This window comes from Nocardioides sp., assembly GCF_031397825.1.
In the GTDB taxonomy this organism is placed as follows: Bacteria; Actinomycetota; Actinomycetes; order Propionibacteriales; family Nocardioidaceae; genus Nocardioides.
This window is the reverse complement of record NZ_JANNML010000205.1, coordinates 25,719-39,896: the sequence shown is the minus strand read 5'-3', so window position 1 is coordinate 39,896 and position 14,178 is coordinate 25,719. Positions and strand designations below refer to the sequence as shown.

The window sequence follows — 14,178 nt, the reverse complement described above, 5'->3', positions numbered from 1 at the left end:
GCTGCGAACTCCGGAGACACCGGCACTCCATCCTTGGCCATGCCCCAGGCTCGTCCAACCAGGGCCACACAGCCGATCAGGTGTCCGCGATGTCTTGAGACTTAATGTGTCCGCGATGTCCTGAGCCTTCACACAGCGCTCGAGCGCGCTCTGCGGCACACGACCAGATCCCGGCACCCCTCACGGACGCTTCGCGCTGGCAGCCGGCCCCTCGCGGCCCAGGCGGTCGCCGCCGTAGACGGTGATCCGGACCTTCTCGCGCCGCCCGACCGCCGGGAGCACGACCTTGCGTCCAGTAGTGCTGAGCTGCACCCGCCGCCCGTCCTCGACCACGGCGTAGACCAACCACTGCTGGGCCCGCGAGCCCGCCCACGTCACCGTGAGCCGCGACTTCGCATCGACGGCGAGCCTGAGCTTGGTCGGCTTCGTCGGGAGCACGTAGCCCGGCGCGGTGAAGGTCGCGACGGTCGTGGTCGAGATGGGGAGCCCGTCGGACACCGTGAACGGCGGCGAGCCGCTCGGGTCGTCGCTGGTGCCGATGACGCGGCTGATCCCTGCCGCGCCGGTCTCGACGAAGCGGACCGAGCGGCCACTAGGAGCGCGGGTGATGTGGCGCCATAGCCCGAGTGGGGAGTTCCGGGGTCATGTCGGTGAGAGGAAGCCGGACAGCGAGCGGGCGATGCCGGCCGCGTCCAGACCGTGCGCGGCCACGTGCTGCTCGGCCGTGCCGTAGTGGCGGTGCTCCTCGCGGGCGACCCCGAGCGCCAGAAGCCGGTGCGGCACGTCGCGCAGGGCGTCCGCCACGTGCCGAGCGGACGTCCCTGCCAGCCAGGGCTCCACCAGCACGACGTCGCTCGAGCCGAGGACCGAGCGCAGGCCGCGGGCGTCGAAGGGCCGCACGGTGCTGGCGTAGAGCACCGTCACGTCGCGCCCGGCGCTCGCGGCCAGCACGGCGTCGAGCACCGGGCCGAGCGCGATGACCGTGGCGCCGGCGCCTCGTCGTACCACGTGGAAGCGGCCGGGCGCGAAGGGGTGCGTGAGAGCGTTGGCCTGCCCCACGACCCGGACGTAGTGCAGGCCCGATCCCGCCACGACCGCGCGGAGGGTCGTGTCCGTCTCGGCTGCGTTGCCCGGCGCGTGCAGGGAGATGGCGGGGAGCGTGTCGAGCAGGGCAAGGTCACCGGGCGACTGGTGGGTCCGGCCACCGGCGGCGATGTCGAAGGAGCCGGCCGAGCCGACCAGCACTCCCCCGACGGCCTGGTGGCCGAAGTCGAGCTTGACCTGCTCGAAGGCGCGCTCGACCAGGAACGAGCCGAAGGTGTGCACGACCGGTCGCAGCCCGGCCAGGGCCATCCCCGCACCGATGCTGACGAGGAGCTGCTCACGGATGCCGACGTTGACGACCCGGTCGGGGTGGCGCCGCTCGACGTCGGCGAGGAGCTGCCCGGAGATCTCGGCGTAGACCGCCGCGACCGTCGGGTCGTCGTCGACGAGGTGCGCGGTGGTCCGGGCGAACTGGCTGCGCGCGTCCATCACTGGCCCTCCACCGTGGCGATGACCGCGGTGGGCCGGTCGACCTCGCGGTGCGACAGCGCCATCTCCAGGAGGTCGTGGTCACGCCCGTCGACCGCGGTGGCGTGCCAGCCCTCCACGGCGAAACGGGCCTCGATGCGCCCCGGGACGGCGTACGACGCCGAGCCGTTGTCGATCACCACCACCGTCAGCGCCGCCAGCCCGAGCGCGGCCGCGAGCGCGATCGCCTCGTGGTTCGAGCCCTCGTCCAGCTCGGCGTCGCCGACCAGCACCACGACCCGGGCACCGATGCCCTGCGCGCGCAGACCGAGGGCCGTGCCGACCGCGAGCGGCAGGCCGTGGCCCAACGAGCCCGACGAGATCTCGACCCCGGGCACCAGGTTGCGGTCGGGGTGGTGGCCGAGCGGCGAGTCGTAGGTGCCCCAGTCGGACAGCCAGGAGTCGGGCACGAAGCCCTGCTCGGCCAGCACGGCGTAGTAGGCCATCGGCCCGTGGCCCTTGGAGAGGTAGAAGCGGTCGCGGTGGGGATCGGACACCGTCGCGGGCGTGACGTCGAGGACGCGCTCGTAGAGGACACGCAGGACGTCGAGGGTCGAGGTGGCGGCGGACGAGTGCTTCGCGTCGCCCGTCATCAGGCTCATCAGGCTCGTGGTCCGTGTCATGAGACCACCGTGCAACTTCAAGCGAGGTTGAGGTCAAGGCCTCGCGTGCGGCCATCCACGAGCCGCCTGGAACACTGCATCGGTGACCTCGGGCCCCCACTCCTCTCTCGCGTCGCGCGGCCTCGCCCCGCGCAGCCTCGCCTCGCGCGGCCTCGTCCTGGTCGGGATCGTCGCGCTCGCCTTCAACCTGCGACCGGCCGCGGTGAGTGTCGGGCCGGTGCTCGACGAGATCCGCGCCGGGCTCGACATGTCGGGCACGGAGGCCGGGATCCTCACGTCGTTGCCGGTGCTCGCGTTCGCGGTCTTCGGTGCGCTCGCCCCGCGCATCGCCCGCCTGGTCGGCAGCCACCGCCTCACGCTGCTGGCCCTCGCCGGCGTCGTCGTCGGGCTCTGGGGCCGAAGCCGGGCCGACGCCGTCATGCCGTTCCTGGCCCTGTCGCTGCTGGCCCTGGGCGGCATGGCGACCGCCAACGTGCTCCTGCCCTCCTTGGTCAAGGCGCACTTCCCCGACCGGGTCGGTCTGCTCACCTCGCTCTACTCGACGGCGCTCGCCTGCGGGCTGACCCTGGCGTCGGTGGCCACCGTCCCGATCAGCGAGACCGCTGGCGACTGGCGTGACGGGTTGGCCGTCTGGGCGCTCACGGCCGCCGTCGCGGCGCTGCCCTGGATCGCCCTGGTGCGCCACGGCCACGACCGGCGCAGCGACGAGGACCCGGGACCCGGTCACGTCGCGGTCGGGCTCGCGGCTGTCGCCCGCACCCGGATCGGGCTGCTGATGGCGCTCTTCTTCGGCCTCCAGTCGCTCCAGGCCTACGCGATCTTCGGCTGGTTCCCCGCGATCTTCCGCGACGCCGGCCACTCCGCCGCGACCGCCGGTCTCCTGCTGGGCGTCATCACCGGGGTGAGCATCCCGCTCTCCTTCGTCATCCCGACCCTCGCGGCCCGGAGGGCCGACCAGCGCCCGATCGTGTGGGCCGTGGTCCTGTGCTACCCGGTCGGCTACACCGGCATGATCCTCGCGCCCTACGACGGGGCCTGGGTCTGGGCGGTGCTGATCGGCACCGGCACGACGACGTTCCCGTTGATCCTCACGCAGATCGGGCTGCGCTCGCGCACCCCCGCCGGCACGGCCGCGCTGTCGGGCTTCACCCAGTCGGTGGGCTACCTGCTGGCCGCCGTGGGCCCCTTCGGCATCGGGCTGCTGCACGACCTGACGGGCGGGTGGACCGTGCCGCTGCTGGTGCTGATCGGGCTGTGCGTGCCGTTGCTCCTGGTGGGCCTGGCGGTCGGTCGTCCGGCCTACGTCGAGGACCAGCTGCCGGCTCGCTGAGTCAGCTCATGCCGCCGTCGAAGGCGAGCACCGACCCGGTGATCATCCGGGCGTCCTTCGAGGCGAGGTAGACGATCGCCGAGCCGATCTCGGCCGGCGAGATCGCCCGACCGGGCAGCATCATCAGCAGCCGGTCGGAGACGCGGGCGTCGAGGTCGGGCGGGAAGATGCTGGCCACGTGGGACACGATCGGGGTGTCGACCGTGCCAGGGCAGATCGCGTTGACCCGGATGTTGTCGGGGGACAGCTCGAGGGCCAGCGCCTTCGTCAGCTGGGTCAGCCCGCCCTTCGCCGCGGCGTACGCCGTCGCGTAGGGCTGGGCGACGTTGCCCGCCACGGAGGAGACGTTGACGATGTTGCCGGTGCACGCCTTGAGGTGCGGCATCGCCGCCTGCATCAGGAGGAACGGCCCCTTGAGGTCGACGGCCTGGACGCGGTCGTACTCCTCCTCGGTGATCTGCTCGAACCGCCCGAACTGCACGATGCCGGCGACGTTGGCGAGCACGTCGATGCGACCGTGCTCGGCGCAGCGCGCGATCGCGGCGTCCACCGACGCCTTGGACCCGACGTTGCACTCGACGTAGGCGACGCCCTCGGGGACGGTCGCGTTGACGTCCAGGCCGTAGACCACGTCACCGAGGTCGCGGAAGAGCTCCGCGGTCGCGAAGCCGATCCCGGACGCGGCGCCGGTGATCACGACGACGCGCTGTTCGGTGCCGGGCGCGACGGTGGGGGTCTGGTTCATGCGGTGGCTCCTGGTGCGGTCGGAGGTGCGGTGAGGTGGCGGGCGAGGGTGCCCTGGAGGCCGATCCCGAAGCGGCGCTCGCGGAAGCGCCACCGGCCCGACTCGTCCTGGTCGAAGGTGTCCACGTAGGTGCCGGTGACGATCGGCTGGAGCGGCAGGTCCGGCACCGCCTGCAGCACGACGTAGGACGAGCGGGCCGTCACGGATCCGTCGGGTGCCGACTCCTCGAAGGCGGTGTTGGCCACGACGTGCTGGGTGCCCGGCGTGCCGTTGTCGTGCATCACGACCAGCCCGGCATAGAGCCCGGCGACCTCGTCGGACCCCGTCGCGATCGTGGTGCCGTCCAGCGTGCGCAGCGTCGCGTCGGCCATCAGTCGCCCGATGCCCGCGACGTCACCGGCGTCGATGAGGTGGCAGTAGGTGCCCAGGAGGCTGCGGATCCGGTCTCCGTCACTGAAGGGCACCCGCCGGACCCTACCAGGCAACTAGAACGTGTTCTAGATCCGTTGCGGACCACCGTCCGACTTGAAGTCCCCTTGAGGTCCCGCCAGGCTGGAGCGGTGCCTGAGCTGACGATCGGCCACCTTGCGGAGCGCTCCGGGGTCGCCACGAGCACCATCCGCTTCTACGAGTCGCGCGGCCTGGTCCACTCCCGCCGCACGACGGGCAACCAACGCCGCTACGAACAGTCCGAGCTGCGCCGCGTGGCCTTCATCCGCGCCGCTCAGCGGGTCGGGCTGACCCTCGACGAGGTCGCCGAGGCGCTGGCGACGCTGCCCGACGGACGCTCCCCGACCAAGGCCGACTGGCACCGGCTGAGCAAGGCCTGGCGCCCCCGGCTCGACGAGCAGATCCGCCGCATCGAGCTCCTGCGCGAGCGCCTCGACGGGTGCATCGGGTGCGGCTGCCTGAGCCTGCGCAGCTGCGCGCTCCACAACCCGGGGGACGAGGCTGCGGAGCACGGCACGGGTGCTGTCAGGCTGGAGCCGTGAGCCTCCTGCACGAGCCGCACCACGACGGCTCCCCCCTCTACGTCGCCGACGAGCACCCGCGCCCAGGCTCGCTCGTCACGGTGCGGCTGCGCACCCACGCCGACGACCCCGTCGAGGCGGTCTGGATCCGCACGACGTACGACGCCGAGCCGGTCTTCCACCCATGCCGCATCGAGGAACGGGCCGGCGACACGGTGTGGTGGGCCGGGGAGCTGCCGCTCCACAACCCGGTCACCCACTACCGCTTCCTGCTGGCCCACGGCACCGGCCGTGCCGCGGCCCAGCGGTGGGTGACCGCGGCGGGCGTCGTCGAGCACGACGGCCCCGATGCGTTCGACTTCCGGCTCACCTCCCACGACGCACCGCCCGACTGGGGCCGAGACGGCGTCGTCTACCAGGTCTTCCCCGACCGCTTCGCCCGCTCCGCGGCCGCCGACGCGCGGCCCACCCCCGACTGGGCCGTCCCGGCGGAGTGGGACGACGAGGTCGCGTTCGAGCCCGGCGACCCGCGCACCCCGATCCAGTTCTTCGGCGGCGACCTCGACGGCGTCGTCGAGCACCTCGACCACGTGGCGCAGGTCGGCGCGACGATCCTCTACACGACCCCGGTCTTCCCCGGCGAGAGCAACCACCGCTACAACGCCTCCACCTTCGACGGGGTCGACCCGCTGCTCGGCGGCGACGAGGCCTACGCCCGGCTCAGCACCGCCGTCCACGCACGCGGCTGGCGGCTGCTCGGCGACCTCACGACCAACCACACCGGCGACACCCACGAGTGGTTCCACCTCGCCGTCGCCGACGAGGACGCACCGACCCGCAGCTGGTACCACTTCGGTGCGCACGGCGACTACGAGTCCTGGATGGGCCACCACACCCTGCCCAAGCTCAACCACGCCGACGCCGACCTGCGCTCGGCGATGACCGAGGGACCCGACAGCGTCGTGGCCCGCTGGCTGCGGCCGCCCTTCGACGTCGACGGCTGGCGCATCGACGTCGCCAACATGACCGGCCGCCTCGCCGACCTCGACGTCAACCACGAGGTCGCCCGTGGCCTGCGCCGCACGGCCCGGGCCGAGCGCCCCGACGCGCTGGTCATCGGGGAGCACAACCACGACGCCTCCACCGACCTGCCCGGCGACGGGTGGCACGGCACCATGAACTACTCCGGCTTCTCGTGGCCGGTGTGGTCCTGGTTGCGCGACCCCGACTCCCCCGCGCGTCCCTTCGGGCGGCCCGTGCCCGTGCCGCGGCGCGGTGGGCCCGCCGTGCGCCGCAGCCTCGACGAGTGGGGTGGCCGCTACGGCTGGCGGGCCACCTGTGCGTCCTGGAACATCCTCGGCTCCCACGACAGCGCCCGCATCCGCACGGTCGTCGGCGACCCCGTGCAGCACCGGGTCGCGGCGGGGCTCCAGTTCACCCTGCCCGGTGTGCCGATGGTCTTCGCCGGCGACGAGATCGGTCTCGAGGGCGTGCTCGGCGAGGACGCGCGGCGCACGATGCCCTGGCACCGCCCGGAGACGTGGGACCACACCACGCTGGCGACGTACGCCGCCCTCGCGGCAGCGCGCTCCGCCCACGTCGCCCTGCGGCGAGGTGGCCTGCGCTGGGCCCACATCGACGACGACGCGCTGATGTTCCTGCGCGAGCACCCGGACGGGTCGGTGCTCGTCGTGGCGCGTCGGGCGGGCGGCCCGGCGGTCGACCTGCCGCTGGTGCTCGGTGAGCCCCTGGTCTCGACCGAGGAGCCGGTCGGCCCGTTCGCGAGCGGACCCGGCGTCACGGTCTGGGCCGTGGTGGAGGAGCCGGACCACTAGCCTGGCGCCATGGCGCTCCACATCGTGGCCAACCGGCCCGACCCCGCGCTCCTCGGACTGCCCTGGTCGACGCCGCTGGAGGACTGGACCGACGACCACGTCGTGCCGCTCCCGCGCGGCCTGTCGCGCCACGTCGTGCGGATCATCCGCCTCGGCGAGCGCACCTACGCGGTGAAGGAGACCGTCGACGACATTGCCTTCCGGGAGTACCGCCTGCTCCGTGACCTCCAACGCATGGGCCTGCCCGCCGTGGTGCCGCAGGGCGTGGTGACCGGCCGGGTGGACCCCGGCGGGGAGGAGCTGCCGGCAGCGCTCCTGACCGAGCACCTGCGCTTCTCACTGCCCTACCGCAGCCTCTTCGCCCACGGGCTCAGCGCCGACAACGTCCCCTCGCTCGTCGATGCGCTCGTCGTCCTGCTCGTGCGCCTGCACCTGGCCGACTTCTTCTGGGGCGACGTGTCGCTGTCCAACGTGCTCTTCCGCCGCAGCGCGGGCGGGTTCGCGGCCTACCTCGTCGACGCGGAGACCGGCGAGCTGAAGCCGACGTTGTCAGCCAGGATGCGGGAGTACGACCTCACCATCGCCACGGAGAACGTCTTCGCCGAGCTCCTCGACCTCCAGGCCAGCGACTCCCTCACCCACGAGCTCGAGGCCCACGACATCGTCACCCTCCTGGCCGACCGCTACCACCTGCTGTGGGACGAGCTCACCGCCGAGGAGGAGTTCGGCGCGGGCGAGCTGTGGCGCATCGAGCGGCGCGTCGAGCGGCTCAACGACCTCGGCTTCGACGTCGAGGAGCTCGACATCGTCACCGACTTCGACGGCGACCGGGTGCGCATCCAGCCCAAGGTCGTCGAGCTGGGCCACCACCAGCGCGAGCTCCAGGCCCTCACCGGCCTGCACGTCGAGGACGCCCAGGCCCGCCGGCTGCTCAACGACCTGGCGTCCTTCACCGCCCACTTCGACCTCGGCCGCGAGGACCGCACGCTGGTCGCCAACCGGTGGCTGACCCGGATCTACGAGCCGATCATCGCGATGGTGCCGGCCGAGGGCCGCGGCAAGCTGGAGCCGGCCGAGATTTTCCACGAGATCCTGGTCCACCGGTGGTACCTCTCCGAGCGCGCCGGTCGCGAGGTCAGCATCTTCGACACCGCCGCCGACTACCTCGAGACCGTGCTCAAGCACCGCCCCGACGAGGCGGTCGCCGTCACCTCGGCCGACGCCCCCGAGGGATAGTGCGGGACTTTTTCGACCTGCTGCGCAGCCAGCGAGGTCGAAAACGTCCCGCACTATCCCCGCTTACGGCTTGCAGACGCGGCAGGCGGTGAGGCCGGGGGTGTCGCCGGCGGGGCGCAGGTCGTCGCGGTGGGCGATGAGGGCGCAGTCGCGGCGGTGGATGGTGGTGCCGGTGCCGGCGACGACGGGCAGGGCCGAGACGTCGACGCCGTTGTCGTTGATGGCCGCGGAGCGTGAGGTGACGTCGGCCAGGACGAGCAGGGTGTCGGCGAGTCGCTTGGAGGACTCCCGGTTGTCCTCGGCGATGCGGGCCAGCCAGGCGCCGAAGTAGAGGAACCCACCGCTGAAGGTGAGCGCGAGGCCGAGGAACCCGCCGGAGTAGGAGTAGGCCTCGCGGTCGAACTCGAAGGCCGCGTTGGCCACGCCGTAGTAGCCGAGCAGGATCACGATGATGCCGGTGGGCATCAGGATCGCGCCGAGCCAGAACAGCACGACCTGCAGCAGCGAGGAGTAGTTGTTCTTCAGCGGCGCCGCCCCCGACCCGCCGCGTGATCCCGCGCGGGGGAGGTCGGAGGGCAGGGCGCCGGTGCGGGCCCCGCTCGCGGGAGTGCTCGTCGTGGTGCTCATGGTGGTCAGGCCTTTCTCAGGTCGGGCAGGCCGCTGTCGAGGCCGTGGGGACAGGCGGCGCCGCCGCCGAGGGCGAGGGCGCCCATCTTGCGCATGTAGGAGCCCAGGACCGTCGCGAGCGCGAGCCCCCCGAAGAGCAGGACACCGGGGATGGAGAACAGCTTGGGCAGGCCCGCGGCCAGTGCTGCGTCGGCGGGCAGCTCACCCGCTGCGGGTGCGACGTCGCCGCCGGGCGCGGCCGGGGCGCTCGAGGGAGGTACGCCGGCACTCGAGCCGGTCGCGCCGCCCGAGGTGTTGCCACCTGCGCCACCACCGGCCTCCGCCTCCTCCTCGGTCTCCTCCTCGGGCTCCGGGGTCGGAGGCACGGGGATGTCGATGCCCTGGACGGTCTCGACGCCGCTCTCGGCGACACCGAGGTTGACCACGACCCGGGAGGCGAGGTTGGCCGCGGAGAGCAGCGCGCTCTTGATCGGACCGAGGTCGTCGGGCAGCTCGATGAAGATGTCGGAGAGCGGCAGCTGGGTCAGGACCATGTTGAGGGTCTTGAGGTCGACCTCGACGCTCATGCCCACGACCTTGCTGGTGGCCTTGCCGCCCTTGGCCTGGTTCTCGGGCTTGGGCAGCGTGATGGTCAGGCCCAGCTCCTCCAGCGCGGCGGCGATCTCGGCCGGTGTCTCGGGCGCACCCTGGGACTGTCCGGCGGCCTCGAACCCGTCCGGGCCGAAGCGGAACTTCTGTCCGGCGACGGTGATCACGCCGTAGGAGGCGCCGCCGTCGGCGTCACTGGTCTTGCCGTTGCTGGTCGAGACCGACCGAGCCTGGATCGAGCTGATCTGCACCACGCCACCGAGCAGGCTGATGTCACTCAGGACGGCACGGTTGACGCTGCGGACCTGCGTCGCATCGTCGACGATGCTGCTGGTCGAGGTGTAGCCACCGACGTCGACGAGGGCCGCGAGCTCCGCGGGGAACTGGCACGGTGTCTCCTCCCCGGCCGCCTGAACCGAGCCACCCCGGGCCGGCGTCCGTCCGGACGCACCCGAGCCCGTCAACGCGCTGGTGATCCCCGCGAGTCCCGGCAGACCGGCGAGCCCGGGCAGGCCCGGCAGTCCCGGCGTGCCGCCACCGCCGCCGTCGTCGGGGTCCTGGGCCTGGCAGTCGGAGGAGTAGGCCATGTCGGCGTAGACCTTGCCGTCGGCCGCGCCCGTGCGCTGCACGACGCCGGGGAAGGGCTCGTCGGAGGCGAACTCCTCGCCGGAGGGGAAGTTGGAGTTGACCTGGAAGGGATAGCCCTGGGCCGCGATCGGCCCGGAGATCTCCGGCGGGAGCCCGAGGTTCTCGAAGACGGTCTTGGCCCCCTCGCCCAGCGAGTCGCCGGGCCACAGGTAGCTCGCGCGACCGGCCGAGCTGGACGAGTCGGCCTCGACGCGGGAGTAGCCGAAGAGGAACTCCGCCTGCGGGGTCGAGGGGATCGGGATCGACGGCTCGTAGATCTCGATCTCGACCGGGGTGCCGACCGCCTCACCGCTGAAGCCGGTGAACGCGGGCTCGCCCTCCTCCGCACCGGCGGGCGCGGGGGAAGCCACCGCGGACCCGTTCGTGATCGGCAGCATCGCGCCGACCAGGGCTGCGGCCGCGAGCGGCAGGACGTAGGCCCGCGCACGGGTGTGGGACTGGGTGTGGTGTGACTGCCGCTTCATGCGGCACCTCCGAGGATGACGTCCTGCATGGTTTCCATGATTTCGTCGGGCTCACCGGTCGCGACGACGCGACCACCCGACATGACAGCGGCATAGTCCGAGACCCGCAGCGCCGTCCTCGCGAACTGCTCGATGCACAGGATCGACACCCCCGAGGCGGCGATCTGCGCGACGGTGTCGTAGAGCTCGTCCACGATCAACGGCGCGAGCCCCATCGAGAGCTCGTCGAGCAGCAACAACGCCGGGTCCGAGGCCAACGCTCGCGACATCGCGAGCATCTGCTGCTCACCACCCGACATCGTCCCCGCCAGCTGGCCCTTGCGCTCCAGCAAACGCGGGAAGTAGGAGAACGCGGTCTCCAGGACCGCCTCGGCCGGCACCCCGGCGTACGACATCAGCGTGAGGTTCTCCTGGACCGTGAGGTTCGGGAACACCGAGCGCCCTTCGGGCACGGTGCACAGCCCCAGCCGGGCGAGCTCCTCGGGTGAGGCGTTGCGGACGTTGACCCCACCCAGGTGGATGTCGCCACCGGTGGCCTTCTTCTGCCCACAGATGACCTTCGTCAGCGTCGACTTCCCCGCGCCGTTGGGGCCCAGCAACGCCATCACCGCCCCCTTCGGCACCGCGAGGTCCACCCCACGCAGGACCTCGATCCGGCCGTAGGCCGCGGTGAGGCCGATGACCTCCAGGATCGGGACACTCATCGCACCGCTCCGATCTCGTCGGGTACGACGGGCAGCACCGTCGTGTCGTGGGTGCTGTCGTGCAGGGCGGGGTCGTGGTGCATGCCGGCCAGCGCGGCCGACTCGTCGGGGGCCTCGTCGGAGTAGCCGAGGTAGGCCTTCTGGACCTTGGGGTCGTTGCGGATGTCGGCCGGGAGCCCGGAGGCGATCACGGACCCGAAGTCGAGGACGTGGATCTCGTCGCACACCGCCATCACGAGGTCCATGTCGTGCTCGACCATGAGGATCCCGCAGCCACCGGCGGCGAGGTCCTTGAGGAGGTCACCGAACGCGTCGGTCTCCGACTCGTCCAGCCCCGAGGACGGCTCGTCCAACAGCAGCAGCTTCGGCTCCCCCGCCAGGCACCGTGCGAGCTCCAGGAGCCGCGCCGTCCCGGTGGGGATCGAGTCTGCCCGCTCGCCGGCGTAGGCCGAGATCCCGACCCGCTCCAGGAGTGCGTCGATGTCCGCCGCACCCGGCTTCACCAGGCCCAGCAGGCCCCGATGGATGTCGAGCGCGACCCGCACGTTCTCCCGCACCGTCAGCGACCCGAACGCCTCCAGTCGCTGGAACGTGCGACCCATCCCCCGCTTGGAGCGGCGGTGGACCGGCATGTTCGTCACGGTCTTGGAGTCGAAGCGGACCTTGCCCTTGGTGGGCTTCTGCAGACCGCTGATCACGTTGAAGCACGTGGTCTTGCCGGCCCCGTTGGGACCGATCAGGCCGGTGATCCGGCCCGCCTCGGCCACGAAGCTCGCGTGGTTCACCGCGGTGACCCCACCGAACTGGACGACGACGTCATCAACCTCGAGCAGCGACATGGGCCCCCACCTCCTTCTGGTCCTCGACCGGTGCAGGTTCGTTGGTGAGCTGTGAGAGGGGCACCTCGACGCTGCCGTCGCCGGGTGAGTCGCCGTCGGCGCGGCGGCGACCGCCGCGTCCGGGCAGGTCCGGCAGCCTGGACATCACCTGGGGTGCGACCCGGGACTCGACCAGGCGCCCGCCGCGGAAGATCAGGTTGGCCAGGCCGTTGGGGTCACGGCCCGCGAAGACCGCACCGAACCCGATGAGCGCGAAGAGCAGCCCACCCAGCTGCGGGTCCCCCGAGGACAGCACCGGCAGCAGCATCAGCCCGGTCCCACCGAGCACCGCGCCGGTGACCGAGGTGACCCCGAAGACGACCGCGAGCAGCAGCAGCGGCAACGAGTTGAACGACTGGAAGTCCGCGGACCCGATCGTGCCCCTCAGGCCGGCGAACAACGCCCCCGCCAGGCCAGCGATCCCCGCAGACATCCCGAAGAGACCCACGCGGAACCACCGCATGTCCAACCCCAGGGTGCCGCACGCGGCGGGACTGTCGCGCATCGCGATCAGCATCCGCCCCAGCACCCCACGACGCAGGAGCAGCAGGCCCCACGCGACCAGCACCAGGAACACCGACATCGCGAAGACGTAGCCACCGGTGCTCGTGATCGCGGTGCCCAGGATCGAGAGCCGCCCGGCAGGAAGGGTGCCGTTGAAGCCGAACGCGAAGTCGGCCTGGAAGATCATCTTGTCCATGATCGAGGCGAACGCGAGCGTCGACAGCGCGAGGTACAGACCCGTGAGGCGCAGCACCGGAAGCGCGACCAGTCCGCCGACCGCGGCCGCGATCAGCGCGGACAGCACCAGTCCGTAGAGATTGGGTTGCTCGAGCTTGGCGTAGGCCAGCGCACCGACCCCGGCGAACGTCAGCTGGGCCAGCGACACGTGCCCGCCATAGCCGGTGAGCAGCACCAGCGACAGCATCACGATCGCGTACGTCGCCGCGGTGCCGACCAGCAGCAGGTTGGCCTGCGAGGACGTCCCGGCGAGCAGACCCACGAACGCGAGCAGGCCCAGGCCCCACCCGACGGCCTTGCCCAGCGAGGGCAGCGGGGCGGACACGATGCCCTTGACCTGCCCGATCCGCAGCTGGGCCTGGGGAAGGATGATGATCACCGCGAACAGGAACAGCGCCGGGACCACGTTGCGCACGCTGTTGAGCAGGCCTTCGGTGGGCAGGTAGGCAGAGGCGTACGACGTCAGCAGCCCCAGGCCCATCGCGCCCACGAACGTCAGCGGCAGGCTCTTCAACCGGCCCAGCATCGCCGCTGCGTAGGCGTTGATGACCAGCAACGTCAGTGCGTAGTAGTCGAGGCCGACCACGGAGACCAGCAGCACCCCGCCCAGGCCCGCCAAGGAGATACCGATCGCCCACGAGAGCGACGCGACCCGCTCGGGGCGGCCACCGAAGAGCTTCAACAGCTCCGGGTTGTCCACGGACGCGCGCATCGCGGTGCCGATCCGCGTGCGGTTCAACAACAGGTAGAGCAGCACCGCGACCACGATCGAGGACAGGATCGTGATCAGCTGGTGCGCGGTGACGAACGTGTCGCCCAGCTGGAAGCTCGTCTCGGGGAAGAACGGCGGCACGAACCGCGCCTCCGGGGGCCAGATCTGCTGCGCCAGCCCGATCAACCCCACGAACAGGCCCACCGTGACCACCAGCGACGACGACACCGGCGCCTCGCCCAGGCCCTTCGTCACGAAACGCGACACGAACCACCCCGCTGCCGGCGCCACCACGAGCAGCACCAGCACCAGCGAGAACCACAACGGCAGGCCCTGACGCTCGGAGAAGTCCCAGAACACGAACGCCAGCACCATCCCGAAGGCGCCGTGGGCGATGTTGAACACCCGCGTCGTCGTGTAGGTCAGCACCAGGCCCGACGCAGCGATCGCATACGCCGCCCCCGACACCAGACCGAAGATCGTGAACGAGATGAACGAGCTCAT

The 14,178-nt window shown here is 71.5% G+C and carries 14 protein-coding genes; 4 read left to right on the top strand and 10 right to left on the bottom strand.

Going from position 1 to position 14,178, the window contains the following annotated elements:
- Positions 1 to 180: 180 nt before the first annotated feature.
- The 3 genes from RMN98_RS17565 to RMN98_RS17555 form a co-directional block, all read right to left on the bottom strand.
- Positions 181 to 498 (bottom strand): hypothetical protein, encoded by a 318-nt coding sequence (locus tag RMN98_RS17565; RefSeq protein ID WP_309650111.1) that lies wholly within the window; start codon positions 496 to 498, stop codon positions 181 to 183.
- Positions 499 to 642: 144 nt separating this feature from the next.
- The gene (locus tag RMN98_RS17560; RefSeq protein WP_309650110.1) at positions 643 to 1,533 is read right to left on the bottom strand and encodes a transketolase; all 891 of its coding nucleotides are present in this window, start codon (positions 1,531 to 1,533) and stop codon (positions 643 to 645) included.
- Positions 1,533 to 2,195 (bottom strand): thiamine pyrophosphate-dependent enzyme, encoded by a 663-nt coding sequence (locus tag RMN98_RS17555; RefSeq protein ID WP_309650109.1) that lies wholly within the window; start codon positions 2,193 to 2,195, stop codon positions 1,533 to 1,535. The genes RMN98_RS17560 and RMN98_RS17555 overlap by 1 nt, the downstream gene beginning before the upstream one ends.
- Positions 2,196 to 2,277: 82 nt before the next feature.
- Here RMN98_RS17555 and RMN98_RS17550 point away from each other — a divergent pair, with 82 nt between their 5' ends.
- Entirely contained in the window at positions 2,278 to 3,525 is a 1,248-nt protein-coding gene (locus RMN98_RS17550; protein ID WP_309650108.1) for an MFS transporter, read from the top strand.
- Position 3,526: 1 nt separating this feature from the next.
- Here RMN98_RS17550 and RMN98_RS17545 read toward each other — a convergent pair whose 3' ends face one another.
- Complete coding sequence (locus RMN98_RS17545) at positions 3,527 to 4,270, bottom strand: SDR family oxidoreductase (RefSeq protein WP_309650107.1); 744 nt, start codon at positions 4,268 to 4,270, stop codon at positions 3,527 to 3,529.
- Positions 4,267 to 4,734, bottom strand: a complete 468-nt coding sequence (locus tag RMN98_RS17540) for a nuclear transport factor 2 family protein (RefSeq protein ID WP_309650106.1) — start codon at positions 4,732 to 4,734, stop codon at positions 4,267 to 4,269. The genes RMN98_RS17545 and RMN98_RS17540 overlap by 4 nt, the downstream gene beginning before the upstream one ends.
- A 96-nt stretch (positions 4,735 to 4,830) precedes the next feature.
- On the opposite strand from RMN98_RS17540, the gene soxR reads away from it, so the two are divergent.
- Genes soxR through RMN98_RS17525 form a run of 3 tightly spaced genes read left to right on the top strand, consistent with a single transcriptional unit; the run spans position 4,831 to position 8,312 of the window.
- Positions 4,831 to 5,262, top strand: a complete 432-nt coding sequence (gene soxR, locus RMN98_RS17535; RefSeq protein WP_309650105.1) for a redox-sensitive transcriptional activator SoxR — start codon at positions 4,831 to 4,833, stop codon at positions 5,260 to 5,262.
- Positions 5,259 to 7,076 (top strand): glycoside hydrolase family 13 protein, encoded by a 1,818-nt coding sequence (locus tag RMN98_RS17530; protein WP_309650104.1) that lies wholly within the window; start codon positions 5,259 to 5,261, stop codon positions 7,074 to 7,076. Before soxR ends, RMN98_RS17530 begins: the two co-directional genes overlap by 4 nt.
- A gap of 9 nt (positions 7,077 to 7,085) precedes the next feature.
- Positions 7,086 to 8,312, top strand: coding sequence for a DUF4032 domain-containing protein (locus tag RMN98_RS17525; RefSeq protein ID WP_309650103.1), 1,227 nt, complete (start codon positions 7,086 to 7,088; stop codon positions 8,310 to 8,312).
- A gap of 63 nt (positions 8,313 to 8,375) precedes the next feature.
- Here the strand turns inward: RMN98_RS17525 and RMN98_RS17520 are convergent, their stop codons facing one another.
- The 5 genes from RMN98_RS17520 to RMN98_RS17500 are packed head-to-tail and all read right to left on the bottom strand — an operon-like array spanning position 8,376 to position 14,178.
- On the bottom strand, positions 8,376 to 8,939 hold the full coding sequence (locus RMN98_RS17520; protein ID WP_309650102.1) for a hypothetical protein: 564 nt from the start codon (positions 8,937 to 8,939) through the stop codon (positions 8,376 to 8,378).
- A 5-nt stretch (positions 8,940 to 8,944) separates the two neighbouring features.
- Positions 8,945 to 10,639 (bottom strand): hypothetical protein, encoded by a 1,695-nt coding sequence (locus tag RMN98_RS17515; protein ID WP_309650101.1) that lies wholly within the window; start codon positions 10,637 to 10,639, stop codon positions 8,945 to 8,947.
- Positions 10,636 to 11,343 carry an ABC transporter ATP-binding protein gene (locus RMN98_RS17510; protein ID WP_309650100.1) on the bottom strand — a complete coding sequence of 236 codons (708 nt, stop codon included), beginning with the start codon at positions 11,341 to 11,343 and terminating at the stop codon, positions 10,636 to 10,638. The genes RMN98_RS17515 and RMN98_RS17510 overlap by 4 nt, the downstream gene beginning before the upstream one ends.
- Positions 11,340 to 12,182 (bottom strand): ABC transporter ATP-binding protein, encoded by an 843-nt coding sequence (locus RMN98_RS17505; protein ID WP_309650099.1) that lies wholly within the window; start codon positions 12,180 to 12,182, stop codon positions 11,340 to 11,342. The genes RMN98_RS17510 and RMN98_RS17505 overlap by 4 nt, the downstream gene beginning before the upstream one ends.
- Positions 12,163 to 14,178 carry an ABC transporter permease gene (locus RMN98_RS17500; protein WP_309650098.1) on the bottom strand — a complete coding sequence of 672 codons (2,016 nt, stop codon included), beginning with the start codon at positions 14,176 to 14,178 and terminating at the stop codon, positions 12,163 to 12,165. Before RMN98_RS17500 ends, RMN98_RS17505 begins: the two co-directional genes overlap by 20 nt.